This window comes from Mycolicibacterium agri (genome assembly GCF_002553505.1).
GTDB classification, from domain to species: Bacteria; Actinomycetota; Actinomycetes; order Mycobacteriales; family Mycobacteriaceae; genus Mycobacterium; species Mycobacterium agri.
The window spans coordinates 1-26,595 of sequence record NZ_PDCP01000009.1 but is presented as its reverse complement, the minus strand read 5'-3'; the positions used below and the strand labels follow the sequence as shown (position 1 = coordinate 26,595).

Sequence of the window (26,595 nt, the reverse complement as noted above, 5' to 3'; positions counted from 1 at the left end):
CCCCCCACGGTTGACCACTGGGCTAAGTTGAATTCAACACAGTGGTCAATTTGTACGAAAGGAGCTGGGCGCTGTGGCCCGCGCGCGCGACTACGACATCGTGATCGGAACCCTGCCGACCGGACCGTTGAACGCCATCACCGACGTGGAGGGGGTGCGCGTCGGACACACCACCCTGATTTCAGGATCGGGTCCGCGAGTGCCCGGCGAGGGACCGGTCCGCACAGGCGTCACCGTCGTCATCCCACGCTCCGAGCCGTGAAACCGGCCGTTGTTCGCCGCGCCGCATCGGCTCAACGGCAATGGGGAATTGACCGGGCAGCACTGGGTCGCCGAGTCGGGCCAGCTCACCAGCTACATCGGTCTTACCAATACGCACAGCGTGGGCGTCGTTCGCGACGCGCTGATTGCACATGAGAAGAGCGTGCGGGGCGACGAGTTCTTCTTCTCGTTGCCGGTGGTGGGGGAGACTTGCGACGGAATCCTCAATGACCTGAACGGGTTTCACATCAGGCCCGAGCACGTCGAGGCGGCCATCGCAAACGCCTCCTCCGGCCCGGTGCAAGAAGGAGCCGTCGGCGGGGGCACCGGCATGATTGCCCATGGCTACAAGGGCGGGATCGGAACCTCGTCGCGGGTAGTGGGTGATTACACCGTCGGCGTGCTGGTGCAGGCCAACCACGGGGCGCGAGAACGACTGATGATCGATGGTGTGCCTGTGGGCCGGTTGCTGCCTCCGCCGCCGACGCCGACGCTCATGCCGGGACAGCCACCAGAGGGCACAGGATCGATCATCGTACTGGTGGCCACGGACGCGCCGCTGATCCCGACTCAGTGCGCGCGGCTGGCGCAGCGCACTGCGCTGGGTATCGCCCGCACCGGCGGCGCCGGTGAGAACGGAAGCGGCGACATCGCGTTCTGTTTTTCCACCGGCAACGACATCGCCGGCGACTTCGCCGCCGAACCCGGTCCCGACGTCGCACGGGTCAACATGCTGGCCAACCGGCTGATTGATGGATTGTTCTACGCGACGGTCGAAGCCACCGAGGAGGCGATCATCAATGCGATGTTCGCCGCACAGACGATGGAAGGCCCCGACGGATTCGTCGTGACGGCCCTGCCCCGGGACGAAACCGCGGAACTCGTCAAACGAGGTCGGGCGCTGGCGAGTTGAATTGGGGCGGCAGGTCAGGGTCGTTCGAGGATGGCCTTCCTGTCCTCGTCGGAAAGCTCGCGCACGCCGTCGATGACCTTCTTGCCGTCGGCGATGCCGATGTTCTCGAAACCGATTGCGTCGCGCAGCGCATAGATCGCTCCGATCGGCTTGTCTTGTTCGAGTAGATCGGCGATCTCTGCGCGCACCTTGAACGGAAGGTCTCGCAACACCGCGAATCGCTCGTCGTCGACCGCCATTCGCCGTCAGTTCGCGATCAGCTTGGCGGCGACGGTCACCAACCGGGTCGCCATGTGATCCAGTGCGGCCAGCGTGGCGTCGTCCAGATCGTTCTGGTTGTGCGGTCCGGTGACGTGGCTGACGCCGTAAGGATTGCCGTCGGCGAACTTCAAGCCGTCGGTGTAGCCGGGCGGCACCAGCACCCCGCCGAAGTGCATTAGTGAGGTGTACATCCCGATCAGCGTGGTCTCCTGCCCACCGTGCATCGTCTGGCTGGACGTATAGCAGGCATACGCCTTGTCGGCGAGCTTCCCCTGTGCCCACAGGCCTCCGAGCGAGTCGATGAACGTCTGAAACGGCGATGCGGTGCTGGAGAAGCGCGTCGGCGAGCCGAAGATGACCGCATCAGCCCAGACGATGTCGTCTCCTGTTGCGGCCGGAAGGTCCTTGGTGGCCTCGTAGTTGGCCGACCACGCCGGGTTGTTGGCGAACGTCTGCGGGTCTCGCGTCTCGGCGATGTGTCGGACTCTGACCTCGGCGCCTGCGCGTTCACCGGCCTTCGCCAAGTGTTCGGCCATCTTGGTGCCGTGCCCGGTCGCCGAGTAGTAGATCACCGCCAGCTTCGTCATCGATGCCCCCTTTCTGGGGTGGGAGTCGTCCGATTGTTTCATGCGCGGCCCAGTAACGAAAAGAATTGATGTGACGGGTCATTGGCGTCGGGGCTTCCCTTGAGGGTGTCTCTCGTGATGGGGCGGGTGTCATCCATCGTCGACGGGTCCGTCACCCGGGCCCAGTCTGTGACGATGGTGCGTGCGGTGAATTTCCATGCGCCGTGGCGCTTTTCGTACTTGTCGAGGTAGCGGCCGCCGACGATCACATCGACGTCGCGTCCGCCTGCGGCGAGCGTGTGTACCGCGATGGTGTAGATCTCGCCTTCGGCGAAGTCTTTCGATACCGCGAAGTTCATCGTCGTGATGTGATGCTGCATCGACCGGATATAGGGGCGGGCCGCGGTGAGCTGGTCGAGGAATTCGTCAGCGCTGCCCGCTGAGAAACCGCCGTGGGCGTCGACGGCGTCGTCGTGATAAAGCGCCTTCAGCGCTGCGATATCGCCGCGGTCGACGGCGCGGCAGTACGCGTGGGCCAGCTTTCCGAGCCTGAACTCGTCGATCATCTCGTCATACGCGTCGTCGATCGTCATCCTGACCTCACCCTCGATGCTTACCCCGCAGACAGGAAAGTCTTCCCTGCGGGCCGCTGGATTCTAGCTTTCGGGCGGTTACCTGGGCCTTCGCCGATCACGACTATTGCTTCAGCGGGAAACAACGACCGGGTCGAACACCTCGACCAATACCCACACACCACCCGCGACGCAGTGCCAAGGACACAACTGCCCGACAGGGCAGCGACCACATGAGGAGAAATCATGACAACCACTGTTGCGAGCCGTGCGCGCTGGCGCGGCCGGACCATCGCCGCTTCGGTGCTGGCTGCGGGCGCGGCCAGCGTCGGCCTGCTGGCCACCCCGGCTCCGGCGCAGGCCGCCCCGCAGTACATCGCACTGGCGCTCGGATACGTCAACGAGAACCCGCCGGTGACGATGGCTGGCGGTTCGGCGATCAGCGCCAGCCAGGAGCAGGCCGCTCAAGGGGCGCTGACGAACTGTTCGAACAACGGCGGAAGCCACTGCGTGACCGTGATCATCGGCACCGACCAGTGCGCCGCCGCCGCCTCGAACGACTTCGGCGAACGGGTCGGAGCCACCGCCGCGACTCGCGCCGCTGCTGAGAGCGCCGCCAAGGCCAAGCTGGAGATCTCGACAGGCGCGAAAGTGATCGTGTCGGGCTGCTCGAACGGCAACACCCCGCCGCCTCCGCCGAACGATCCGCCGCCACCGCCCGCCCCGAAGCAGGGCCCGACGATTTCGTTCGACAAGGTCCTGGGTGGCCTCGAGGTTCACATCACCGACCGCAGTGGAGTTCCGTCGCAGTGCACGTATGCGATGGACAACGTCAACCGCAGCTTCGCGTTGGCGGCCAATTCCACCTACAACCTGAGGCTCGTCCCGTTGATCCCGCAGTTCCGGGATCGGACCGCCACAGTCACGTGTGACAACGGAACGAGCACGACGGCGACGACGTTCTTCTGAGCCGCGCCTTCCGCGAACCGAATCCGCCCGGGCCGAAACCTCAACGGCCCGGGCGGGTTTCGTTGTCTGGCGTCATAGCCCTGGCCCCACACGCGGCGGCAGCGGCGGACAGAACGTGCCAGGCGCCGTGGTACTGCCACAGGCTGTCGGGGCGGCACAGCGGCGAGCCTGTGCGGCCTGCGGCGTAGGCCGCGAGGCCGAACACGAAAACCGCCGCCGCTGCCGCCCACAAGCGGCGTCGCTGTCTGCTGCTGACGAAGCCGGCGGCGTAAACAACCGCCGCGGCGATGATCGGCCAGTCGTGGGCAGGCTGCGCCCATGCCGGCTGGGGGCCGTGAAACGCGAAGCTGCCAACCCCGACCGCCACCAGCACCACCCCCGCAGTCGAAGCCAGCGGCGCCCGCAGTCGCAGCGTCCAGCACAACACGACGATCCCGGCGACGACATACGCCAGGCTCGTGATGGCCAGGACGGGTTGTGCCAGAGCGCCGTCGACGATGCGCTCGCAATCCGAGTGACCGAAATTCGCGATAGCGGTCAAGCCGACCATTGAGAGACCACGGTAACGACTCGCCTTCTCATACCGCAGCAGCCCACGAGCGAAGTCGCCAAACTGGACCCGTGTGGTGGTGGGGCATCGCGGCCGTGGTCGTCGGCGCGCTGCCTGCTCTCGCGTTCCCCGCCCCGTCCTGGTGGTGGCTGGCGTGGTTCGGCCTCGTCCCTCTGCTGTTCGTGGTGCGTGCTGCGCCGAGCCTGCGCGCAGGCGCCCTGCGGGCGTGGTGCGGTATGGCCGGCTACATTTTGGCCACCCAGTACTGGCTGCTGCCCAGTGCCGGGCCGCTGCTGCTCGTGCTGGCCGTCGGACTTGGCGCGTTGTGGATGCCGTGGGGCGTAGCCGCGTATCTGCTTCTGCGCGAACCGATCTCGACGCACAGGAGTATCGCCGCCCTTGTGGTACTGCCGAGCGCATGGGTGCTGGCCGAAGCCGTGCGATCTCTGCCGAGCCTGGGAGGTCCGTGGGCATCGCTTGGATCGTCGCAGTGGAACCAGCCAGCCATGCTGGCCTCCGCATCGCTCGGCGGCGTATGGCTCACCAGCTTTCTGATCGTCTGCGCCAACACCGCGATCGCCGTTGCGATCCTGAACCGGCGTGGGGCGACCCGCGTCGTCGCTGCGCTGACGGCAGTGGCGTGTGCGGTGCTCGGGCCGGCATGGTTTTGGCTCGGTCCGGCGCCTCCCGTGGGGTCGACAGTGCGGGTGGCGCTCGTTCAGCCCGGCAACATTGAGGAGTCCGGTGCCCGGCAGGCGGCTTCGGAGGAGCTGACGGCGGGTCTCGCGGGCCAGCAGCTGGATCTGGTGGTGTGGGGCGAGAGCAGCGTCGGGGTCGACCTCACCGACCATCCGGAGGTCACGACGCGGCTGGCGGCGCTGTCGCGGCGGGTCGGCGCGGACCTGCTCGTCAACGTCGACGCCCGCGACCGAGACGGCGACATCCGCAAGACGTCGGTGCTCATCGGGCCGAACGGATCACGCGGCGCCTACTCGAAGACGCGGCTGGTGCCCTTCGGCGAGTACGTGCCGCTGCGAGGGGTGCTCGGCTGGGCCACCCGTCACACGAAAGCGGCGGCCGAGGATCGGCGGCGCGGTGATGGGCTGGCGGTGTTGCACACCGACGGACTCGCCGTCGGGCCGCTGATCAGTTTCGAGACCACCTTTTCCGACCTTCCTCGTGAGGTGGTTTCGCTGGGCGCGCAGTTGTTGGCCTATCAGAGTTCGACGTCGTCGTTTCAGGGAAGTTGGGCGCAGCCGCAGCTGGCCAGCCAGGCCGCGGTGCACGCCGCCGAGGTGGGTCATCCGGCGGTGCATGCGGGATTGTCCGGTGTCAGCGCGGCTTTCGACGCGCGGGGGCGGCAGCTTGCCTGGTATGACGCGACCGAGCGTGGCGCGATCGTGGTGGAGGTCCCTCTGGGTTCGCGCACCACTGCTTTTGAGAAATTCGGGAATTGGGTGCTGTGGCTGGCAGTTTCGATACTCGCCGCCGCAAGCGTTCTAGCGACTCGTTGGCGTATTACGCATCAGCAGTTATGGCATCATTCTATGGAGAAGGAATAGTGCTCGACGATCGACCTCACTCGCAGCTTGGAATACCTGCCCACATGACGTGCGGCAAAGCGATCGACTTGGCTTTAGGCAGTTTCGCGCTTAAAGGCTGCATTTCGACATTTACACCGAACCCATTCCAGCATCGGAAGTCACCCACCGATCACTGGACAAATTAACCGGCGTGTACATCGCGCCTAACCGTCGTTAGGATTTTCAGTCAACATCATTGCCTCGCAGCGTCCAGATTCGCTCGATACCACCGCACCGTTGCTTCGATACCATCCCGCAACGTTATGCGCGGTCGCCATCCCGCTCGCCGCAGAATCGAAGTATCCAATAATTTGCGCGGAGTGCCATCAGGCTTTGTTGTGTCCCACTGTGTTTCACCAGCGTATCCAACGATCTCAGCAACCATCTCCGCGATCTCGGCGATGCTGTGGTCGACGCCAGTTCCAATATTCACATGGCTGTCAGAGTCGAAACACTCCAACAGGAATAAGCAGGCGCTCGCCATATCATCGACATGCAGTAGCTCACGCCGCGGAGTTCCGGTTCCCCAGTTGGTGACCGACCGAGCTCCGGTAACTTTGGCCTCTTCATACCGCCTGATGAGCCCCGGTAACAAATGAGAACTTGATTTGGCGAAGTTATCCCCAGGCCCGTAAAGGTTGGTAGGCATAGCTGAAATCCATGGCAGGCCGTATTGTCGCCTCACTGCCTGGACCTGGAAGATGCCCGCGATTTTGGCAATAGCATATGCATCGTTCGTCTGTTCAAGCGGACCCGTCAGCAGCGCTTCCTCTCTGATCGGCTGCGGAGCGAATTTCGGGTATATGCAGGAAGATCCAAGGAATAGTAACCTCGGCACACGCGCCGCAACCGCGGCGTCCAAAAGGTTCACTTGAATCTGCAGATTCTCCGAAAGGAAATCAACCGGATATCTGCTGTTCGCCATGATGCCGCCGACGCGCGCCGCAGCATCGATGATAACATCCGGCCTCGTGTCAAGAATGAAATCACGTGTAGCGGCTCGATCCGTCAGATCGAGTTCATTGTGAGACCGTAGAAGTAGGTTCGTGAAGCCTTCCGCCCGAAACTTGCGCACCAAGGCGGAGCCAACAAGTCCGGTATGCCCGGCGATGTAAACTGAAGAAGTCCGATCAAGGACGCCGATTGATCCTCCCATCGTTGGTCATGCACCGCCAGCGTCTATCGGTTTGTCAATCCACGGATGGCCTTCGCATTCAAGAACTGTGATGTCCGCATCGACCATGATCCGCGCAAGTTCGGCGGTATGGATAGAAGCCTTCCAGCCCAAGGAGCGAGCGGCCTTCGTGGGATCACCGACAAGCGAGTCAACTTCGGTGGGTCGTAGGTAACGCTCGTCGAACTTGACGTGTTTTTGCCAGTCGAGACCTGCGTGGTCGAACGCGGTCTGCGCGAACTCGCGCACGGTGTAGCCGCGACCTGTTGCGAGGACGAAATCATCTGGCTCGGAGGCTTGCAACATTCGCCACATCGCTTCGACATACTCGGGTGCATACCCCCAGTCACGCACGGCGTCCAAGTTCCCCAAGTAGACCTCTGACTGAATGCCGGCTTTGATGCGCGCCACCGCGCGCGAAATCTTACGCGTCACAAACGTCTCTCCGCGTCGCGGCGACTCGTGGTTGAACATAATGCCATTCACCGCGAACAAGCCGTAGGCCTCGCGATAGTTGCGGGTGCTCCAGTACAAGTAGAGCTTCGCGGCACCGTATGGTGATCGCGGATAAAAGGGATTTTCATTGGGGAGGCGGGGACGCGCCGAACATCTCCGAGGACGACGCCTGATAGAAGCGACATTGCACCCTTGATAGACGAACAGCTTCGAGCAGACGCATCGTGCCCACTCCCGTGATGTCGCCGGTGTAAACAGGTTCCTCGAAGCTGACGCGGACGTGCGACTGTGCCGCGAGGTTGTAAACCTCGTCAGGCTCGATAGTGCTAAGCAGCGTTACCAGACGGGTGCTGTCAGTAAGATCGCCATAGTGTAGGAACAGCCGCGCACCAGGTTGATGTGGGTCGACATAGAGATGATCGATGCGCGACGTGTTGAACGTTGACGACCTGCGAATGAGCCCGTGTACTTCGTATCCTTTGCTGAGCAGTAGTTCGGCAAGGTAGGAGCCGTCCTGTCCGGTGATCCCGGTTATGAGTGCTCGTTTCACTGGCTTCCTAATTCTTCATGTCCGGTTTCTTACAAGATCTCCAGGTGCTGCCGATACGGTCGGCCCCTGTTAGGGTCGGCGGTAGCGCAGTCGTGATGTGGTTTCATAGTAAGTGCGGCATCTAGATTCGCGTCGAAATCTTCGCGGATTCAGTCGTCGTCTTGCTGTCGCGCGCAGTCTGTAATGCAATTCCAGTTTCACGCCTGTATGCGCTCGCGCTTTATATAAAAATGGATTCGGATTTCGGCGAACCTAAGGATGGACGATTCGATTCGAGCGAATTGCTCGGGAGTGTAAATCGGTAGCTTTCCGCACAATCGCCTTCGTTGCTGCCCTGCTGGAAGCCGAGTTCAGTCAGTTCACCGGGCAGCCAGCCGCCGGCGCCGCAATCAGGTCCGCGTTGGGCGATCGGATCGTCGCTACGGATCGCGACTGGCCTCCGAGTTCTCATCGTAGCTGCAACGCGTCTGCGACCTAATGGGAGCGCCGAACCGGTGGCGGCGGAAGAATATGTCCAGCGCCTGCGGTCCAGTGGGCGAGGAACTGGGCGATTTGGCGTCTGGGGTCATGTTGGGCGCAGCCGCAGCTGGCCAGCCAGGCCGCGGTGCACGCCGCCGAGGTTGGTCATCCGGCGGCGCATGCGGGATTGTCCGCTGTCAGCGCAGCTTTCGACGCGCGAGGCCGGCAGCTTGCCTGGTACGACGCGACCGAGCGTGGCGCGATCGTGGAGTTCACGCTGATCGGCGATGCCGTCAATGTGGCCGCGCGTGTCGAACAGCTCACCAAAACCACAAAGGACACAATCCTTCTCACGAAAGAGACGGCATCAGCTCTCGGCGATCATCGCTGGCCTCTGGCCGACCGCGGACCCCATGCCCTGAAGGGGAAGTCCGCGGCCGTGCAGATCCTGGCGCTCAGGGTCGGCCTCCAATAGTCGGCTCCGTGCCAGGTGGCAGCGTCAGCCGGTGCGCGTCGCGCCGGGCTCCTGGATCTGTTGAATGATGTGGGTCGCGCTGTTGCTCAGATGCTCACGCATGCGCCGCTCGGCCTTGTCGGCGTCGTGGTCGGAGATCGCGGCCAGCATCAACAGGTGTTCGTGGTGCGCCTGATCCATCCGCTCAGCGGCGGCCCCAGAGCGGAACCGAACCAGCCGAAGCTGTGTGTGCACCGCCAGGCCGTGCTCCTTGAGTTTCCTGTTCCCGGCCACCTCGTAGATGCACAGATGGAAGTCTGACGACGGCCAGGCCTGCGTTTCGCTGCCGTGGCTGCGCAACGCCGTCGTCAGGCCTTCGAGGTTGCTTTCCAGCTTCTTGATGTCGTCCGGTGTGGCGCGTTTGGACGCGAGCCGGACGGCGAGCACATCGAGGGCCTCGCGGATCTCCAGCAGTTCGCGCACCTCGACTTCGGAGAAGTCGGCGACGAAGACACCGCGCCCGCTTATCACGGTGACGAGGCCCTCGTTGGCCAACAGTCGCAGGGCCTCCCGCAGCGGGCTACGGCTGATCCCCAGCGCGCTCGACAGCTCGACCTCGCTGAGCCGCTGTCCGGGCGAATACACACCGCCGAGGATGCGCGCTCTCACGATGTCGGCCGCCTGTACCGAGTAGGGAACGGCCTGCCGGATCTGATCGGTCACGGGCTACTCGCATATCGACGTTCGAGCTCGAAGTAACGAGGCAGGCCGAGCAGTTCGCTGCGCTCTTCGAGACTGACCATCTTTGAAGGGTAGAACGCGGTGACCTCTCCGTCGCGCATTAGCGCACCAAGCATCTCCTGCATCACCTTGATCGCGGTCTTCTGAAGCGAGCCGGAGAAGGTGATGAAGCTGAACCCGAGCTTGGCGAGGTCGTCGACACTGACCAAGGGGGTCTTGCCGCCCTCGACGAGGTTGACCATGAGCGGCAACCCCAGCGAACTGAGTTCGCCGCCGACGAACTCGAGTTCCTCGTAGGTGTGGGGGGCCTCCACGAAGATCATGTCGGCACCGGCCTCGGCGTAGAGCCTGCCACGGCGCACCGCCTCTTCGATGCCGTCGGTCGCCCGTGCGTCGGTGCGCGCGATGAGAACCAGCTCGGGGTCGACGCGAGCGTCCACGGCGGCGCGCAGCTTCTGCACCATGTCCTCGGCGGGGATGATCTGCTTGCCTGCGAAGTGGCCGCACCGCTTCGGCGATACCTGGTCTTCGATGAAAAGCCCGGCGACGCCGCCGTTCTCGAATTCGCGGATCGTGCGGCCGACGTTCAACGGGTTGCCGTATCCGGTGTCGCAATCGGCGACGACGCAGATGTCGACGGCGTTGGCGATGTTGCGGGTCTGGGTCAAGACTTCCGACATCGTCACCAAACCGACGTCGGGGGCGCCCAGCAGGCTCGCCGATACGCCGGCACCGGTCACGATCGCGGCGTCGAAGCCGGCCTGCTCCACCAGTCGCGCGGTCAGACCGTCGTAGATGCCCGGGGCGACCACCGGTTGGTCGGCCTTCAGCATTTCCCGTAGTCGACGGCGCTTCTCGTGGGGCTGAGTCATCTGTGCGGCTTCCTTACCAGTACTTGTCAACCAGTACTTGTCAGTTGTTGATGCGGTCAGATGAGGGCAGCACGAGATCGCCGTGCCGCCGTAGATAGTTGGCGAGGCCTCCGGCCTCCAGGAGGGCCCGCATCACGTCGGGCAGCGGGGTGGCGGTTCGCTGCAGCCCGCGCTCCTCGACCGTGACGCGCCCATGCTCGACATCGATTTCTATGACGTCATCTTGTTCGATACCCGTTGTGTCGCATTCGATTACGGGAAGACCGACATTGATCGCGTTGCGAAAGAAGATGCGGCCGTAGGTCGGCGCGACGACGGCCGATATTCCGCAGGCCTGCAGCACGCGCGGCGCGGTCTCCCGCGATGAGCCGCATCCGAAGTTCGGGCCCGCGACCACCACGTCACCGGCTTGGACACGGTCGACGAATCCCGGGTCGATGTCTTCGAAGGTGTGCCGGGCCATCCGGGCCACGTCGAGCGAGGCGGCCTTGTGCTGCGCGGCGATGATGTAGTCGGTGTTGATGTCGGCGCCAAAGCGCTGGACGCGGCCGCGGACGATCACGACGCCGCTCCAACAGGAGTTGCCGCTGATGTGAGGTGTCGACGCGGGTCGGCGATCACGCCTTCGATCGCCGACGCCATCACGGTCGCGGGGGAGGCCAGGAAGATGTCGGCGTTGCGATTGCCGGTGCGCCCGACGAAGTTACGCGGCGCGCTGGTGATCATCGTGGTGTCGTCGCCGGGTACGGCGAAGCCCGACGCGCCGGTACACCCGCTGCAGCCGGAGGTGCCGATGATCGCTCCCGCCTCGATCAAGCGCGCGATCAAGCCTTCCTGCAGGGCGTCGAGGTAGGCGCGTCGCGACGCGGGAGCGACGAACAGTCGCACCGACGGCGCAATCTTGTTGTCGCCCAACACGGCGACGGCGGCGCGGAGGTCGTCGAGCTGGCCGTTGGTGCTGGTGCCGATCGTCGCCTGCTGAATCGGTCGCCCCGCAACCTCGCTGACCGGCCGCACCCTGTCCGGGTTGGGCGGTTCTGCCACCAGCGGTTCCAGCATGGCCGCATCGACCGAGATGGTCGCCGAAAAAGTGGCGTCGGGGTCGGAGGCGGTGACGGGATAGTCACGCACCCCGAGGTCGGCCAAATGCCGGGCGAGTACCTCGTCGGCGGGCATGATCGCGAATTTCGCGCCCATCTCAACGCCCATGTTGGTCAACGTCATTCGCCCGTGCATATCGAGCGACTCGAAGGTGGAGCCGACGAACTCCAACGACTTGTACGTCGCTCCGTCGGCGCCCAGTAGTCTCAGCAACTCGAGCACCAGGTCTTTGGCGTATACGCCGGGCGCGAGCGGACCCTCGCAGACGATGCGGATCGTCTCGGGCACCTTGAACCAGAGCTTGCCCAGCATCATCGCCGTGGCCAGGTCGGTGGACCCGACCCCGGTGGCGAGCAGGTTGAACGCGCCCGCCGTGCAGGTGTGCGAGTCGGATCCGACGATCACCCGCCCGGGCACCGCGTGCCCTTCCTCGGGCAGCACCTGATGCGAGATGCCGCGCCCGATCTCGTAGAGATGTATCCCTTGGTCGGCCGCGAATGCCCGCATTTGCTGATGAAGGGCCGCTACGGGCGGTGTGTGCACTTGGGGAGCGTGGTCGAGAAACATCGCGACGCACGACGGATCGAAGACACGGTCACCGCCGAGTTCGGCGAACGTCTCAAGCGGCTGCGGCCGGTTTCCGTCGTGCGAAAAGACGAAGTCGACGGGGCTGATGACTATGTCGCCGGCGCTGACGGGATGGCCGACATGTTTGCTGAAGATCTTCTCGGCGATGGTGCTGCCCACCGGCGCCCCCTCCAGGCCGTCTGTGTGTTGTGTTCTGTCGACAGAGTACAGTACTTTGCATACGATGACAGAAATCACAGCCCCGCGCTGATCATGAGTGCGGACACACCGCAGAAGGTGGGAACTGCGTGATCCGGAAGCCGGCGTCCCCCGACGCCATGTCGGTGGGGGTTACTGCTCGATTGGCGGCGTGGACCGCCGAACTTCAGTCCTCCGCGGTACCCGACGACGTCTACGCGCACACGGCGCGCCTCGTGTTGGACGGGCTGGGTGTCGGGCTCTTCGGATCGACGACGCAGTGGGGCGCGGTGGTCGCCGATTTGCTCGCTGAGCAGGGCGGTGTTGCCGAAGCAGCCATTTGGGGGACGGGCGTGCAGGTGCCCGCGACCCAGGCTCCGCTCGCCAACGGCACCTTCATGCACAGCTTCGAATTCGATGATCTTCACGCCGCGGCCGTGATTCACGGCGCGGCGCAAGTGGTGCCCGCCGCACTGGCGGTCGCGGGGCATTGCGCCGCCGCCAGCGATCGAGCGGGCGCAGGCATTCCCACCGCGGAAGAATTCGCGCTGGCGTGCGTGGCCGGTTTCGAGGTCGGCGCCCGTGTCGGGTTGGTGACCGGGTCGGCACAGCTGAGCCGGGGTTTTCACCCCAGCCCCAACACCGGCCTGTTCAGCGCGGCCGCGACCGCGGGTCGTTTGCTGAACCTGGACGAACGCCAGCTGCGCGACGCCTTCGGCATTGCGGCGTCATCGGGCGGATTCCTCATGGCGGCGCAGTACGGCGCGATGGTCAAGCGCATGCATCCCGGGCGTTCGGCCCAGGCGGGCGTGCTGGCCGCGATGCTGGCGGCACGGGGTTTTTCCGGTATCGACGACGTGCTCGAGCAGCCCTACGGCGGCTTCGCCAGCGCATACGCAGGGGTCAGCGGGGACGCACTCGGCGAGATCGTCGACGACCTCGGCGAACGGTGGGAGACCCTGCGGTTCTCGGTCAAAGCCTATCCGTGCTGCGGCTCCAACCACACATCCGTCGACGCGCTGCGCAAGATCCTGGACTACGCACCCAACCTCAAGCCCGATGACATCGAATCGATCCACGTCGCCGCCTCCACCCTGACCGCCGAGCATGTCGGCTGGCCCTACGTGCCCGACAGCGTGACCTCCGCCCAGATGAACCTTGCCTACACGCTTGCGGTGCTCGCCGTGGACCGCGAGTTGTTCGTCGAGCAGTTCCGCGCGGACCGCATCGACGATCCGCGTGTGCTCGACCTGGCCGCGCGGGTGGCGGTGCAACCGGATGCCGACATCGACCGGGAGGGCCGAGAAGGACGCCACCACATCCGGCTCACCGTGACCACTCGCGACGGCGAACGCTACGTCGAGGAGGTCCGGCACGCGCTGGGCAGCTCGCACCGACCGCTGTCGGGTGATGCCGCGGCCGACAAGTACCGGAAACTCGCCGCCTCGGTGCTCGCCCCCAACCAGGTCGCCGACCTCGAAGCCGCTGTGCTCGCGCTGAGCGCGCCGCGTGCCGAGACGGAGCCGGTCGCCCGTCTGCTCGAACTTGTCTCGGCCGCGCCTGCCGCGACCCGATGACGCCCAACCGATCGTCGACCTCGAAGTGATACGGAAGGAAAGACAATGAAGTCTCCGACGACTCCGAAGTCTGGATGGACGCAGGCCTCGGCGCTGCACCGGTCGACGACGAAAGTGCTCGGCGCCGTCATCGGCATCCTCGCGCTTTTCGTCACGAGCGCATGCCATCTGCGTTCCGACAACAACGCCGAAAGTGGAGGCAATTTCCCGGACCGGCCGTTGACCATCATCGCCGCGGGTGATCCCGGAGGTGGTTTGGATCAGGCGGCGCGTCAGCTGGAGGCGGCTCTGAAAGCCGCTGGTGTCGACCAGCGGCTGACTGTCGAGAACAACGCCGGCGGCGGCGGGAACCCGGCGCGGGCCGATCTGCTCGGTCGTCCCAACGACGGCACAACCGTTGTCGCCGAATCGAATCGGATCTTCCTCAACCCGATTCTGGGAACGACCGACATGACCGTCGACAAGTTCACCGCGATTGCCCAGCTCACCAACGACTACCTGATCTGGGCGGTGCGAGCCGATTCCCCGTATCAGTCCGCCAAGCAGATCCTCGACAAGGTCGTGCAGAACCCCTCGTCGGTCAGCTTCGGCGTCGGCACCGTGCCGTCGGACGACCAGATCAATATCCTCAAGGCGGCCAAGGCATCCGGAGTCCAAGACTTGACCAAGCTCAACATCGTGGCCTTCCAGTCGGGCGGCGATCTGAACACCGAGTTGCTGGGGCAGCACGTCGAGGTGGTGTCGACCGGCCTGTCGGAGGCGGCGGCGCTTGCCGAATCCGGCAAGATCCGGCTGTTGGCGATCTCTGCGCCCGATCCGCAACCCGGTGTCGCACAGGGGGTCCCGACCTGGAACGAGTTGGGTCTCGACTTCACCGTCAATCACTGGCGCGGCATCTTCGGTCCGGCCAACATGCCGGAGGAAGCCCTCACCTGGTGGGAGGACACCATCAAGAAGGCGACGGAGACCGACGAGTGGAAGAAGCAGATGGAAAACGCCAATCTGACGTCGGACTATCTGCCCAGCGCCGAGTTCACCAAGGAAGTCAACCAACAATCCGAGGAGTACCAGGCAATCCTCAAGGAGGTCGGTCTTGCTTCTTGACCGCGCCGACGAGTCCGCGCAGGACGCCGACGATCGGCGTGGGCACGCCCGCGCCGATCTAGTCGTCAGCGGGGTGCTGGCGCTCATCGCGGTCGTGTACGGACTTGAGGCATTCGCGCTTCCGAAGACGTCTCCGAACCAGGCCGACATCGGACCGCAGGCCTACCCGCTGCTCATCCTGGTCGTTCTGGTACTGGTGACGCTGCTCCTGGCGGTGAAATCCGTTGTGGGTCTGATCGGTTCTCGCGGGGCGAAGGCACGCACCGATCGCCGCACGCTTCTGGTCGGTCTCGGCGTGCTGGCATTCAACATCGTGGTCACCATGTTGTATCTCGAGTTGATGATCCCGCTCGGATTCATCGTTTCCACCGCGCTTTTCGTTGCGGTGCAGGTAGCGGCGATCGGCGGTTGGCGCCGCTACGGCGGTCGGCGGATCCTGGTTCCCGTTGCAGCCGGGTGTCTTTCGGCGATAGTCATCTACGTGCTGTTCGCCGATTCGCTGGGCGTGCTGCTACCGCGGGGGATCTTCTCGCTATGAGGTCACCGCGATGAACGCCATCAACGAATTGCTCGGCGGCTTCTCGGATTTCGCGGCCAGCCCGCAGTTGATCCTGCTGGCTGCCGTGGGGGTATTGCTCGGCACCGTCGTGGGCCTGTTGCCCGGCATCGGTCCGTCGACGGCGATCGCGCTGCTGCTCCCCGTCGCCCTCGTGCTGGATCCGGCAACGTCTTTGGTTCTGATGACGGCGCTCTACATCGGCTCCGAGTTCGGCGGCCGCATCACGGCGATCCTGCTCAATATGCCCGGCGACGCCGGCGCGCTGATGACCACCATGGACGGCTATCCGCTCGCCAGAGCCGGCAAAGCCGGGACCGCGCTGACCATCTCGGCGATCTCGTCGTTCGTCGGGTCGATCATCTCCATTGTGGGCCTTGCCTTCCTGGCCGGACCGTTATCCGACTTCGGATTGGCTTTCGGTCCCAGCGCATACTTCGCCGTGGTCGTCATGGCGCTGATACTCAGCAGCACCCTGGTTGGAGAGTCGCTGTTGCGCGGCGGGATCGCCGTCCTGCTCGGCCTGTTGCTTGCCACCATGGGTACCGACACACAGGCCGGCGTGCCGAGGTTCACGTTCGGCATCTCTGAGCTCCTCAACGGCATCGACCCGATCATCGTGATCGTCGGCGTGTTCGGGTTGGGCGAGATCTATTGGAACCTGACCCACTCCAAGCGCGGCGGCGAGTTGGTGAAGGTGACCGGCGGCCTGTGGCCGCGATGGAAAGAGATGTGGGCGCTGCGGTGGGCCACCCTTCGTGGATCGCTGATCGGCTTCGTCGCCGGTGTCCTGCCGGGTTCGGGCACCACCATGGCGGCCTTCTTCTCGTACTCGATCGAGAAGAAGGTGTCCAAACACCCCGAGAAGTTCGGCACCGGGGCGATGGAGGGAGTCGCGTCGCCTGAGGCCGCGAACAACTCGGCGATCGGCGGCGCTCTGGTGCCGATGTTCACGCTCGGCATCCCCGGGTCGGGTACGACGGCCGTGCTGCTGGCCTACCTCGTGATGTACGGCCTGGATCCGGGCCCGGGTTTCTTCAGCGAGCACGGCGACATTGCCTGGGTGGTGATCGCTTCGCTGTTCGTCAGCTCGACGATGGCGTTGGTGGTCAACATCCCCCTGATCCCGGCGTTCGCCAAGATTCTCGACATTCCCGTGCAGATCTTGTTCCCGATCATCATGGTGTTGGCGCTGCTGTCGGGATTTGCGCTGAACAACTCGGTGTTCGACGCGTTGTTGACGCTGATCTTCGGCGTGGTCGGGTACCTGATGCGCGCTGCCCGCCTGTCGCCCGCATTGTTGGTCATCGGCTTGGTGCTCGGCACCATGCTCGAGCGCAGCTTCCGGCAGGCCTACCTTTTGGCCAACGGCAGTCTGGCAGACATGCTGCTACAGCCGCTGACGATCACGTTCTTCGCGATCGCGCTGCTGGCCGTCGCCGCTGACGCCGTTCGCTCCGCGGTGACCCGTCGCAAAGCGGCAGCGGCGCCGCGCCACGATCAGCAGCCGGCCGATCACGTCGGCTAGGCGTCAGCCGCTCCGTTGGCGTCGCGCGTTGCGATAGCGCGCTTAGCGCGCCACCAACGTATGGCCTGTGGAGGCGATTAGCCCTTTTCGGATCCACAGTCCATACACTCGTGGCGCCTAGAGGCGCTAATACCTGAGATGATCAGGTGCAACGCAGCCGACGAAGCGGGGAGTTGATCGGACTGGTCTCTGCACAGCGCGAGTTCGCGGCGTACGGCCCGTCGCATCTGGTCGTGCTCGCAATCTTCGTGGCCGGGGCGGCGCTTCTGGTGTGGCTTGGACGCCGGCTGCCGGAATCACGCAACCGGCTGTTGGGCCGCGTGCTGGCGGTGTTGCTTCTCGGGGCGTTCTGCGTGGCACTCGTCTACAAGCTGATCCGGCCGGACATTCAGACGTCGGTGCCGCTGCAGTTGTGCGACGTCGCCGAACTCACGGCCGCGTATGCCCTGTGGTCGCAACGGCATTGGGCATACGTGCTCACCTACTACTGGGGCTTGGTGCTGAGTTCACAGGCGCTGATCACCCCGGACGTCGGAACGCCGACCGAGGGCGCCCCCGATTTTCCGCACCACCTGTTCGTCACGTTCTTCACGCTGCACGTGCTGGTGGTGTGGGCGGCCATCTATTCGACGTGGGGCCGCCGCAACCGCTCGGGGTGGCGCGACTACCGGTTCGCGTTCCTCGTGACCCTCGCGTGGGCGGTGTTCACCTTCGGCTTCAACGCGCTCGCCGGAACCAACTACGGCTACCTCAACCGCAAGCCGCCCACCGCGTCGCTGCTGGACGTGCTGGGCCCGTGGCCGGTCTATCTGTTGACCGAGGTCGCGGTGGTGGCAATCGTGTGGGCATTGATGACATGGCCATGGGAGCGAATCCGGCAACGGGGCAGACGAAAGGTGGATGAGAGGATGCCCTGATGGCGGCCGAAGACATCCAGCGCAAGAACGTCACGCGCAAAAACAACGTCTCCTTCGCCGGCCCCCACGACGCGCCGGTGGTGATGTTGGCCCACGGCTTCGGGTGCGACCAGAACCTGTGGCGCCTGGTGGCCCGGCAGCTGTCCACCGCCTATCGGGTGGTGCTGTTCGACCACGTCGGCTCCGGCGCAGCAGATCCTGCCGCCTGGGACTCGCAGCGCTACAGCACGCTCGACGGCTACGTCGACGACATCGTCGACATCGTCGAGGGCCTCGACCTGCGCAACGTCACGTTCGTCGGCCACTCGGTGGCGGCGATGATGGGGGTCCTGTCGGTCGCGCGCACGGATCGGTTCACCCGGCTGGTCCTGGTGGCGCCGTCGCCGCGCTATATCGATGACGGTGAGGGATATCGGGGCGGGTTCTCGCGCCGCGACATCGAGGAGCTCCTCGAGTCGCTGGAGAGCAACTATCTCGGCTGGTCGCGGTCGATGGCGCCGGTCATCATGGGCAACCCCGATCGCCCGGAACTCGGGGACGAGCTGACCGACAGCTTCTGCCGCACCGATCCGGACTGCGCGCGCGTTTTTGCGCGTACCACCTTCCTGTCGGACAACCGCGACGACCTGCACCGAGTGACGGTGCCGACGCTGGTGATCGACTGTGCCCACGACGCGATCGCGCCGCCGGAGGTAGGGCGCTACGTGGTCGAGCACATTCCCGATTGCGAGTCGGTCACCATTGCCACCGATGGCCACTGCCCGCAACTCAGCGCCCCAGACGCCACGACCGAGGCGATCGTGTCATTCCTCAGCCGGTGAACGAGGCGGTGGGCCCTCACGGCGACGACGCGGACGACCTGTTCGACAATGCCCCGTGCGGCTATCTGATCGTCGGCTCGGATCGCCGGATCCGCCGCGCCAACGCCACCCTGGCCGGATGGCTGGACTACGACGCGGAACGCTTGGCGGGTATGCGGTTCACCGACCTGTTCAGTGTGGGCAGCCGGATCCACTTCGAGACGCATTTCGCCCCGCTGCTGCAGATGCGTCAGGAACTCAGCGGTGTCTCGGTCGAACTCGTCACCGCAAGCGGTGACCGTCTGCCCGTCTTCCTCGCCATCAACGCCCGTCGTGGCGCCGACGGAAAGCCCGTCGAGTTCCGTGTCACGTTCGACGACGCTCAAGACCGACGCTCATACGAGCGTGAACTTCTCGACGCGCAGCGACGGGCTGAAGAACAGCGTCGCAAGGTCGAGGTTTTCGCCCGCACGCTGCAACGGTCGCTGCTGCCCCCGACGCTGTCGCCGCCTTCGGGCCTCGAGGCGTCCGCCCTTTTCCGCGCCGCATCGGTCGACGACGTCGCAGGCGATTTCTATGACCTGTTCCCACTCAGTGTCGACAGCTGGGGGTTTTTCCTCGGCGATGTGTGCGGTAAAGGAGCAACAGCGGCGGCCGTGACGTCGCTGACGCGGTACACGCTGCGTGCCGCCGCCGTTTTCGACGAGGACCCGGTGGCGGTGCTGCACAACCTCAATGCCGTGCTCAACCAGGATGCGGTCGAGCTCGCGCCCGCCCGTAAGCGAATCTTGTTCTCAACGGTGATATTTGGCGTACTCGCCCGATCCGGCGACGGGTTCGACGTCCGGTTGGCGGCGGGTGGTCATCCACCCCCGATTTTGTTGCACCGGGCCGGCCACGCCGAGGAGGTGGACCTGCACGGCGGTTTAGCGGTGGGCTTGGTGGCCGAGGCGCGCTTCGTCGCATCCCGGCTCCATCTGTCCCCGGGTGACACTTTGCTGCTCTACACCGACGGGCTCACCGAAGCCCGGGTCGGCGACGGCGCCCAGCGTTTCGACGACACAGGCGCGCTGCTGAAATTCGCGCAGGCGCATGCGCCGACGACGCCCGATGCCATCGTGGCCGCCGTTGAAACCCTGCTCGACGACTTCGGCGCAGGCCTCGACGATGACGTCGCCGTGCTGGCGCTGGGAGTACCGCGCGGGTAATCGCCGGCGGCAATCAGGGGTGGGCCGCGAGGTAGAACTCGTTCGGCAGGCCGACGGCGAGGTCGTCGACGTCGAAGGGCTTGTCCAGCACAGCATTCAGCTCGTGGCGATCGATCAGCAGGCTGAGTTCGTAAGTCTGCCGCGCGAACAGCCGACCGATGAGCGGGTAGAGGCGGCGCATGACCGCCCGTTCCGCCGGTGTGCAGCGCGCCGCGCAGTACCCGACATGGCCCAGCTCGTCGGTGAGTATCTCGCTGTAGAGGCGCTCGATGCGTTCGGCGACGTCCGGCTCGTCGGCGAAGAGTTCCACTCCGATGCGGCGCAATTGGTGAAACATGATGCAGCCGGCCATTTCCGCGGCGCCGACGAACATGAAGCTCATCCGCTCGGGAAGAAAGACGCCGGTCTTGACGAATTGACGAATGACAAACGGCGGGGCAACCACCTGGAACGGCAGGTCGAAGATGTCGAGCACGTAGGCCAGCAGGCGGGTGTGGTAGTGCTCTTCGAGTTCCATGTATACCCGTTCGGGTGGCACGTCGTCACCGCTGTTGTTGCCGTAGGTCTCGCCGAGGCCGACGCCGAACCGCTCGGCCTGGTTGAGTTTGGCGGTGGCCAACAAGAACAGCATCCGACGGTCCAAACCCGGGTCGGGTCGCCGGCGACGCAGGTTGCGCGCGAACACCTCTCGATCCATGTGACGTTTCGACCGCACCGGGTCGGCCTGAAGGCCGGCGAAGAAGTCCTCGCGTCTGGCGAGCCGGCGGTTGAGCAGGTCGGCGGCACCGTCGCGCCGCGCGAGGTAGTCGCGGTAACCGTCAATTCCGGTGCTAGTCCTCATGTTTGATTCCTTTACTCATCGTCGACACATATCGATCCAGCAGACCGGCGCGGACGTCGGGCGCCGCGGTCGTCAGCAGAGCGAAGAGCCCCGTCATGAAGACGACGCCGAGTTCGGCGGGGTCGGCGCCCGAGGCGGCCGTCCCGGCTGCCTGCGCGTCTGCGATCGCGCCGATGACGAACTCGACGAGTGGGTGATCGCGTAGCTCGTCATCGAGCGGCCGCGTCGGCGAGAAATGCAGGCCGAGCATGTCTCGGAAGATCCGATCGCCCAACCGGGTTTCGGCATCGAGCACGTGAGCGACCAGTTGCGCGAGCAGCGCCTCCAGGTCGTGCGGCGGGATGTGCGACGCCTGAAGTTTGGTGACGACGCCGGCTTCCTCCACGCGTTCCAGCTCGATGAGGACGTGCTCCTTGGTGGGGAAGTGGAAGTAGAAGGTCCCCCTGGCCACACCCGCCGCCGCAACGATCGCGCTGACGTCCGCTCCCGCCAGGCCGGACTTCTTGAACTCGGCAACGGCGGCGTCGAACAACCGCGCCCGCGTCTCGCGTCGCTGGGCCTCCCTGACCCCGACAGCCTCGGCACCCGTAGCAGAAGTCGACGGCGGCATGACGAGGACGATAGGCCCGATGACTGACATTTGTCAATGACGAGTGTCAGCGAATTGCGATCCCATACCGCTCCCGGGGCGAATGTCGTCGCCGGGAAGGCCCAACGGCCCTAGCACGAATCGCTCGGCTGTTGAAGTGTCGAGTTGCCGGGATCGTCGAATCGCCCGGGCGGCAACGATTTCGAGGAGGACACCATGACTACCGTTCGTGAGATCATGCACTCCGACGCCACATGTGTTGGAGAGCACGAGACGCTGACCGCCGCGGCCCAACGGATGCGTGACCTGGGCGTGGGCGCGCTGCCGATCTGTGGGGACGACGACCGCCTGCACGGCATGATCACCGACCGCGACATCGTCATCAAGTGCATCGCGGCTGGGCGCGACCCCAATTCGGTCACCGCCGGCGAGCTGGCTCAGGGGAGCATCTATCACATCGACGCCGATGCCAGCGTCGAAGAGATGCTCAATGTCACCGAAGAGCACCAGGTTCGACGGCTCGCCGTGATCGACAATGAGCGCCTTGTGGGCATCGTCAGTCAAGCCGACATCGCGCGCCACTTGCCCGATTACGCGATCGCGCAGTTCGTCAAGTCGATCTGTGCTCCGCAGGCCATCGCCAGCCACTGACCCCGGACTGACACGTGTCTAGGACGGGCAGAACGTCGGCGCCGGGAAGGTCCAAGGGCCCTAGATCGGTTTATTTCGATGCGTTGAAGTGTCGGATTACCTGGATTGTCAGGGGGTGAGGAAGTCATGAGTAATCCGGCGGGCGGGCGACTGATGACGGCGGATGAGGGCATTCCGCTTGGGAGGGTCGCCGGATTTCCGCTCAGCGCGCACTGGAGCGTGCTGGTGATCGCGTGGTTGTTCACCTGGAGCCTGGCCACCACGCTGCCCACGGTCGCCCCCGGCTATGGGGCGCGCACCTACTGGCTGGCTGGCGCCTGCGGCGCGCTGATACTCCTGGCGTCGCTGCTCGCCCACGAGCTGACGCATGCGCTCGTGGCCCGCCGCGCAGGCATCGAGGTGCGAAGCGTGAAGTTGTGGTTGTTCGGCGGCATCGCGCGCCTCGGCGGCGACGCGAAGACCCCCAGGGAAGCGTTCTGGATCGCGGCCTCAGGTCCGGCGGTGAGCCTGGCGCTGGCGGCGGTGTTTGCGGGTTCGGCTTCCGGGTTGGACGCTCTCGGGGCGGCACCGATCGTCGTCGCGGTTGGCTGGTGGCTGTCGGGCATCAACCTGATTCTCGGCCTGTTCAACCTGTTGCCCGGCGCGCCGCTGGATGGCGGTCGCATTCTGCGTGCGTTCCTGTGGCGCCGGCACGGCGATGCGGTGCGCTCAGCCGTCGGCGCGGCACGGGCCGGACGCGTTGTGGCCTACGTACTGATCGCGATGGGGTTGCTCGAGTTCCTTCTCGGGTCGATTGTGGGCGGAGCGTGGATGGCGTTCATCGGTTGGTTCCTGCTCGTGGCCGCCCGCGACGAGGAGATGTCGGTCCTTACCCGCCAATCGCTGGCCGGGGTGACGGTCGCCGACGTCATGACCCCGCGCCCGCATACTGCGCCAGGCGGGATCTCCGTCGAGGATTTCATCCAGCGCTATCTGCTGGGTGATCGACACTCGTCATACCCCGTGGCGAACCCCGACGGCGTTATCACGGGATTGATCACGCTCAAGGAGTTGCGCGGTGTTGCGCCGGAACACCGCGCCACCACCATGATTCGCGACGTGGCCGTACCACGCGATCAGGTGACGACTGTGGCTCCGCACGAGCCGCTCGTTGCGCTGCTGGAGCGGTTGGCTCCGACTGGTGACGGCCGCGCCCTGGTTGTCGACCCCGACGGCCGGGTCGTCGGCATCGTGACACCGAGCGACATCACCCGTGTGATCGATGTGCGCAGCATCGCGATGCCCGCATTCAGCCGGTGATCGGGTGCTGTTCGACCGTGGCGACGAACGGCCTTCCGGGATGGGACTTCGGCCCCTACTGGGAGGCCGTCGGCGTCACGAGAATTGAAATGGCAACTGCCCCAATAGGATCACACCCTGAAGGAGGATCTGATGTCCAGTCTCGCTGTTCGCAAGCAACCGCAGTCGTGGCTGCCGGACTGGTCCGAAATGTTCACCGGCTTCCCGTCGTGGACGGCAAGTCTGCGCCCGTTGTTCGACACTCACCTGATCAAACTCGAAGACGAGATGGCAGACGGCCACTATCTGCTGCGTGCCGAACTGCCCGGTATCGATCCGGACAAGGATGTCGATATCACCGTGCGCGACGGCCAGTTGACGATCAAGGCCGAACGCACCGAGAAGAAGGAATCCAAGGGCCGTTCGGAGTTCTCCTATGGCTCGTTCGTCCGGTCGATTACGTTGCCGCCGGGCGCCGACGAGGACGACATCAAGGCCACTTACGACAAGGGCATCCTGACCGTGGACGTGGCTCTTCGCGAACAGGCCGCCCCGGCCGAGAAGCACATCGAGGTTCAAGCCGCTGGCTGAGCCAGATTCGGCGGCCCCCGGACCCGGTTTCACGCCGAGTTCGGGGCCGCTGCTTGGCTTGCGTAAAACGCCCTACGTGGGGGACTTTCGGCCCTAGTTCACGCGCCAATCGCTGGCAAAGATTCGGGTTCGGGTTCGCCGTCGCGTTCGGGTACAACAGATAGGGAAGAAAATCGCTTACGGCTTCACCGACCCGGACAGAGGAAGGGTGCTTTGTGAGCAACAGCGCTGAGAGCAACGGTGCGGGCACGCTGCGAGAGGTCGTCGAGCTCGACCGCGCCGAGGCCATGCGGCTGCTGGCCAGCGTGGGCTACGGGCGCGTGGTCTTCACCCAGGATGCGCTGCCGGCGATCCGCCCGGTCAACCACCTCGTCGACGCCGGTCAGGTGATTCTGCGCACGCGGGTGACGGCCCCTTTCTCGGCGGCCGTGCGATCAGGCGCAAATTCGGCGGTAGTGGTCGCCTACGAGGCCGACGATCTCGACCCGAAGCGCCGGACCGGCTGGAGCGTCGTGGTAACGGGCCTGGCCACTACGATCTCTGACCCCGACCGAGTCGCCCGCTATGAACAACTGTTGCAGCCCTGGGTGAACATGACGATGGACACCGTGATCGCGATCGATCCCGAAATCGTCACCGGCATCCGCATTGTCAACGGCACCGGCTGCTAACCCGATGATCTCTGCGTGAACCGTGCCCGCGCTTTTTCATCGGCGGCTCGCTGCTCGGCCGCGGTGACGATGACGGCGTCCGGTCCAGGGAACACCGTGGCCTCATGGTCGGAGGCCAGCCAGCGCACCGCGTACGGCGGCGCTCCGTCTGCGCCGTGCACTTCGGTGATCAGGCCGCGCTGGTCCGGCTGATCGACGTGAGTGCCCTTGATCACCAACCAGTCGCCTGGCTTAGCTTTCATCGCTCGGCTCCTTTCGGTCTTGTGATCATGCGCGCGCCCCTCATTGCCCGGGCAGAGCCGCTTGTCCACACCGACAGTGGCCGAAAGTCCCATCGGTACACGCCGCTGCCGGAAATCTTCGGGCTCGACTGGTTGGGCCCGGCCTCCAGTGGCAACGTGGTAAGCACGGCGCTTCAGCTCAGCGCCGAGCCGCAACCGAAGGGCGAGTGTGCGCGAGGACCGACTGCTGATACCCGGCCAGACGTGCTGGCGGGTGGCGCGTGCCGATCGGTTCGCCACCGTCATCGACGCGGCCGACTACTTCCGCCATGTCAAGGCGGCGATGTTGCGTGCCCGGCACCGAATCATGCTGGTGGGCTGGGACTTCGACGCGAGGATGACGTTCGAGCGGGGGACCGTGACGCTCCCCGGCCCGAACCAGTTGGGTGCATTTCTCTACTGGCTGCTGTGGAAGCGGTCTTCCCTCGAGGTCTACCTGCTGAAATCCAACCTGCGCCTGATTCCCGCCCTCGACGGGATCTGGTACGGCGTGACACCGGTGGCGTTCCTCAATCAGTTCAGCAGCAGGAGAATGCGATTCGCTATCGACGGCGCCCATCCGACCGGCTCGGTCCATCATCAGAAGATCGTCGTCGTCGACGATGCGGTGGCGTTCTGCGGCGGCCTTGACCTGACCGTCGACCGATGGGACACCAGATCACACGAGCATGACAACCGCGGCCGTCGAACGGTTGGCCGCAGCTACGGCCCACGCCACGAGGTCGCCGCGGGGGTCGAGGGTGCCGCCGCCCGTGCGCTCGCCGAGCAGGCGCGCGACCGCTGGCAGGCCGCGACGCGCCAGTCGCTGACACCGGTCGAGGCCAGACACATCGCGTGGCCCACGCGCTTGAAACCCGACCTGCGCGATGTCGACGTCGCAGTCGCGCGCACGCTGCCCGAACTCGGTGACCGCGTCGAGGTCCGCGAAGCCGAGGCGCTCAACCTCGCCGCGATCGCGGCGGCACGGCGAACCATTTACCTGGAAAACCAGTATCTGGCCGCTCGCCGGCTGGTCGACGCGTTGGCGGCGCGGCTGAGAGAAGACGACGGTCCCGAAATCGTCATCGTGCTTCCCCGGAAGTCGGAGAGCCCGCTGGAGCAGCGGGCGATGGACAGCGCGCGCCATCGGCTCATCCAGGTGCTGTGGGCGGCCGACGAACACTCGCGGCTGGGTGTCTACTGGCCGGTGACCGACCGCGGAGCGCCGATCTACGTGCACTCGAAGGTGATGGTGGTCGACGACCGGCTGTTGCGGGTGGGCTCGTCCAACTTCAACAACCGCTCGATGGGCTTCGACAGTGAATGCGATCTGGCCATCGAGGCAGACCCGGACAATCCAAGCGATGACGTCGCCCGTCACATCGTGGCGGTGCGCAATCAGCTGGTGGCAGAACACCTTGGCGTCTCGGTCGACGACTTCGAAGAATCGATGGCCGGCAGCCGCACGTTCCTTCAGGCGGTCAATGCGCTTCGGGGACAGGGCAAGACGCTACTGGCCTTCACCCGTCACACGGTGGCCGGCGAGGCGAGCCCGTTAGCCGAAAGCGAACTCATGGATCCCGACCATGTCCCACGGTCGCTGACACGAAGCGTGCAGCGTTTGATCGCTGCGCTCAGGCGGTGACCGTGCCGCGCCGATTCTCCTTGAGGATCTGGTCGCCACCGGCGATGCCGTCGTCCTAGGAGCCTGCTGAATTAGTGGCTTTGGGGGCGGGGTGCCTCAAAGCGCTCTGTGGCGCGTGTGTTCAGTCAGACC

The 26,595-nt window shown here is 64.9% G+C and carries 26 protein-coding genes and 3 pseudogenes; 16 read left to right on the top strand and 13 right to left on the bottom strand.

Going from position 1 to position 26,595, the window contains the following annotated elements:
* Positions 1-73 precede the first annotated feature (73 nt).
* Positions 74-1,174: pseudogene (locus CQY20_RS06850) on the top strand (DmpA family aminopeptidase).
* 14 nt (positions 1,175-1,188) lie between these two features.
* On the opposite strand, the gene CQY20_RS06845 reads toward CQY20_RS06850, so the two are convergent.
* From CQY20_RS06845 to CQY20_RS06835, 3 genes are read right to left on the bottom strand one after another with little or no spacing between them, the layout of a single operon-like run.
* Positions 1,189-1,413, bottom strand: a complete 225-nt coding sequence (locus CQY20_RS06845) for a hypothetical protein (protein WP_097939311.1) — start codon at positions 1,411-1,413, stop codon at positions 1,189-1,191.
* Between the two features lie 6 nt (positions 1,414-1,419).
* Positions 1,420-2,022, bottom strand: coding sequence for an NAD(P)H-dependent oxidoreductase (locus CQY20_RS06840; protein WP_097939309.1), 603 nt, complete (start codon positions 2,020-2,022; stop codon positions 1,420-1,422).
* 38 nt (positions 2,023-2,060) lie between these two features.
* Positions 2,061-2,594, bottom strand: a complete 534-nt coding sequence (locus tag CQY20_RS06835; protein ID WP_097939307.1) for a nuclear transport factor 2 family protein — start codon at positions 2,592-2,594, stop codon at positions 2,061-2,063.
* 225 nt (positions 2,595-2,819) lie between these two features.
* On the opposite strand from CQY20_RS06835, the gene CQY20_RS06830 reads away from it, so the two are divergent.
* Positions 2,820-3,542, top strand: a complete 723-nt coding sequence (locus CQY20_RS06830) for a DUF4189 domain-containing protein (protein ID WP_097939305.1) — start codon at positions 2,820-2,822, stop codon at positions 3,540-3,542.
* 40 nt (positions 3,543-3,582) lie between these two features.
* On the opposite strand, the gene CQY20_RS06825 is transcribed toward CQY20_RS06830, so the two are convergent.
* Positions 3,583-4,092, bottom strand: coding sequence for a hypothetical protein (locus CQY20_RS06825; RefSeq protein ID WP_097939303.1), 510 nt, complete (start codon positions 4,090-4,092; stop codon positions 3,583-3,585).
* A 71-nt stretch (positions 4,093-4,163) separates the two neighbouring features.
* Between CQY20_RS06825 and lnt the strand changes: the two genes are divergently transcribed.
* The gene (gene lnt / locus CQY20_RS06820) at positions 4,164-5,654 is read left to right on the top strand and encodes an apolipoprotein N-acyltransferase (RefSeq protein ID WP_234816134.1); all 1,491 of its coding nucleotides are present in this window, start codon (positions 4,164-4,166) and stop codon (positions 5,652-5,654) included.
* 214 nt (positions 5,655-5,868) lie between these two features.
* Here lnt and CQY20_RS06815 read toward each other — a convergent pair whose 3' ends face one another.
* Together CQY20_RS06815 and gmd are read right to left on the bottom strand one after the other, a co-directional pair.
* Entirely contained in the window at positions 5,869-6,831 is a 963-nt protein-coding gene (locus CQY20_RS06815; protein ID WP_097939301.1) for a GDP-L-fucose synthase family protein, read from the bottom strand.
* Between the two features lie 6 nt (positions 6,832-6,837).
* Positions 6,838-7,855 (bottom strand): annotated as a pseudogene (gene gmd / locus CQY20_RS06810) (GDP-mannose 4,6-dehydratase).
* Positions 7,856-8,426: 571 nt separating this feature from the next.
* Between gmd and CQY20_RS06805 the strand changes: the two are divergent.
* Positions 8,427-8,789: pseudogene (locus CQY20_RS06805) on the top strand (adenylate/guanylate cyclase domain-containing protein); the annotation flags it as partial.
* Between the two features lie 24 nt (positions 8,790-8,813).
* On the opposite strand, the gene CQY20_RS06800 reads toward CQY20_RS06805, so the two are convergent.
* Genes CQY20_RS06800 through CQY20_RS06785 form a run of 4 tightly spaced genes read right to left on the bottom strand, consistent with a single transcriptional unit; the run spans position 8,814 to position 12,229 of the window.
* Positions 8,814-9,491 carry a GntR family transcriptional regulator gene (locus CQY20_RS06800; protein WP_097939297.1) on the bottom strand — a complete coding sequence of 226 codons (678 nt, stop codon included), beginning with the start codon at positions 9,489-9,491 and terminating at the stop codon, positions 8,814-8,816.
* On the bottom strand, positions 9,488-10,381 hold the full coding sequence (locus CQY20_RS06795; RefSeq protein ID WP_097939296.1) for an isocitrate lyase/PEP mutase family protein: 894 nt from the start codon (positions 10,379-10,381) through the stop codon (positions 9,488-9,490). The genes CQY20_RS06800 and CQY20_RS06795 overlap by 4 nt, the downstream gene beginning before the upstream one ends.
* A 40-nt stretch (positions 10,382-10,421) precedes the next feature.
* On the bottom strand, positions 10,422-10,943 hold the full coding sequence (locus CQY20_RS06790) for a LeuD/DmdB family oxidoreductase small subunit (protein ID WP_097939294.1): 522 nt from the start codon (positions 10,941-10,943) through the stop codon (positions 10,422-10,424).
* Positions 10,940-12,229 (bottom strand): 3-isopropylmalate dehydratase large subunit, encoded by a 1,290-nt coding sequence (locus CQY20_RS06785; RefSeq protein ID WP_097939292.1) that lies wholly within the window; start codon positions 12,227-12,229, stop codon positions 10,940-10,942. Before CQY20_RS06785 ends, CQY20_RS06790 begins: the two co-directional genes overlap by 4 nt.
* Before the next feature lie 128 nt (positions 12,230-12,357).
* On the opposite strand from CQY20_RS06785, the gene CQY20_RS06780 reads away from it, so the two are divergent.
* The 7 genes from CQY20_RS06780 to CQY20_RS06750 all read left to right on the top strand — a co-directional run bounded on the left by CQY20_RS06780 (position 12,358) and on the right by CQY20_RS06750 (position 19,937).
* Complete coding sequence (locus CQY20_RS06780; RefSeq protein WP_097939290.1) at positions 12,358-13,824, top strand: MmgE/PrpD family protein; 1,467 nt, start codon at positions 12,358-12,360, stop codon at positions 13,822-13,824.
* A 45-nt stretch (positions 13,825-13,869) separates the two neighbouring features.
* On the top strand, positions 13,870-14,928 hold the full coding sequence (locus CQY20_RS06775; RefSeq protein ID WP_097939288.1) for a tripartite tricarboxylate transporter substrate binding protein: 1,059 nt from the start codon (positions 13,870-13,872) through the stop codon (positions 14,926-14,928).
* Positions 14,918-15,466, top strand: coding sequence for a tripartite tricarboxylate transporter TctB family protein (locus CQY20_RS06770; protein WP_163700503.1), 549 nt, complete (start codon positions 14,918-14,920; stop codon positions 15,464-15,466). Before CQY20_RS06775 ends, CQY20_RS06770 begins: the two co-directional genes overlap by 11 nt.
* Positions 15,467-15,476: 10 nt before the next feature.
* Positions 15,477-17,012, top strand: a complete 1,536-nt coding sequence (locus CQY20_RS06765) for a tripartite tricarboxylate transporter permease (protein ID WP_097939284.1) — start codon at positions 15,477-15,479, stop codon at positions 17,010-17,012.
* A 182-nt stretch (positions 17,013-17,194) separates the two neighbouring features.
* Positions 17,195-17,929 carry a YwaF family protein gene (locus tag CQY20_RS06760; RefSeq protein ID WP_097939412.1) on the top strand — a complete coding sequence of 245 codons (735 nt, stop codon included), beginning with the start codon at positions 17,195-17,197 and terminating at the stop codon, positions 17,927-17,929.
* Complete coding sequence (locus CQY20_RS06755) at positions 17,929-18,750, top strand: alpha/beta fold hydrolase (protein ID WP_097939282.1); 822 nt, start codon at positions 17,929-17,931, stop codon at positions 18,748-18,750. The genes CQY20_RS06760 and CQY20_RS06755 overlap by 1 nt, the downstream gene beginning before the upstream one ends.
* On the top strand, positions 18,747-19,937 hold the full coding sequence (locus tag CQY20_RS06750; RefSeq protein WP_097939280.1) for a PP2C family protein-serine/threonine phosphatase: 1,191 nt from the start codon (positions 18,747-18,749) through the stop codon (positions 19,935-19,937). Before CQY20_RS06755 ends, CQY20_RS06750 begins: the two co-directional genes overlap by 4 nt.
* 13 nt (positions 19,938-19,950) lie before the next feature.
* Here CQY20_RS06750 and CQY20_RS06745 read toward each other — a convergent pair whose 3' ends face one another.
* Together CQY20_RS06745 and CQY20_RS06740 are read right to left on the bottom strand one after the other, a co-directional pair.
* Complete coding sequence (locus CQY20_RS06745; RefSeq protein WP_097939278.1) at positions 19,951-20,778, bottom strand: hypothetical protein; 828 nt, start codon at positions 20,776-20,778, stop codon at positions 19,951-19,953.
* Positions 20,768-21,388 carry a TetR/AcrR family transcriptional regulator gene (locus CQY20_RS06740; protein ID WP_097939411.1) on the bottom strand — a complete coding sequence of 207 codons (621 nt, stop codon included), beginning with the start codon at positions 21,386-21,388 and terminating at the stop codon, positions 20,768-20,770. The genes CQY20_RS06745 and CQY20_RS06740 overlap by 11 nt, the downstream gene beginning before the upstream one ends.
* A 195-nt stretch (positions 21,389-21,583) precedes the next feature.
* On the opposite strand from CQY20_RS06740, the gene CQY20_RS06735 reads away from it, so the two are divergent.
* The 4 genes from CQY20_RS06735 (at position 21,584) to CQY20_RS06720 (ending at position 24,558) form a co-directional block, all read left to right on the top strand.
* Positions 21,584-22,018, top strand: coding sequence for a CBS domain-containing protein (locus CQY20_RS06735; protein ID WP_097939410.1), 435 nt, complete (start codon positions 21,584-21,586; stop codon positions 22,016-22,018).
* A 126-nt stretch (positions 22,019-22,144) separates the two neighbouring features.
* Positions 22,145-23,317 carry a site-2 protease family protein gene (locus CQY20_RS06730; RefSeq protein ID WP_234816133.1) on the top strand — a complete coding sequence of 391 codons (1,173 nt, stop codon included), beginning with the start codon at positions 22,145-22,147 and terminating at the stop codon, positions 23,315-23,317.
* A gap of 129 nt (positions 23,318-23,446) precedes the next feature.
* Complete coding sequence (locus tag CQY20_RS06725; protein WP_165789244.1) at positions 23,447-23,887, top strand: Hsp20/alpha crystallin family protein; 441 nt, start codon at positions 23,447-23,449, stop codon at positions 23,885-23,887.
* Positions 23,888-24,102: 215 nt separating this feature from the next.
* Positions 24,103-24,558, top strand: a complete 456-nt coding sequence (locus CQY20_RS06720) for a pyridoxamine 5'-phosphate oxidase family protein (protein ID WP_272938800.1) — start codon at positions 24,103-24,105, stop codon at positions 24,556-24,558.
* On the opposite strand, the gene CQY20_RS06715 is transcribed toward CQY20_RS06720, so the two are convergent.
* A complete protein-coding gene (locus CQY20_RS06715) occupies positions 24,555-24,800 on the bottom strand; it encodes a DUF1918 domain-containing protein (RefSeq protein ID WP_097939407.1) in 246 nt (81 codons plus the stop codon). The genes CQY20_RS06720 and CQY20_RS06715 overlap by 4 nt on opposite strands.
* Before the next feature lie 208 nt (positions 24,801-25,008).
* On the opposite strand from CQY20_RS06715, the gene CQY20_RS06710 reads away from it, so the two are divergent.
* Complete coding sequence (locus CQY20_RS06710; RefSeq protein ID WP_097939274.1) at positions 25,009-26,463, top strand: phospholipase D-like domain-containing protein; 1,455 nt, start codon at positions 25,009-25,011, stop codon at positions 26,461-26,463.
* Positions 26,464-26,595 lie beyond the last annotated feature (132 nt).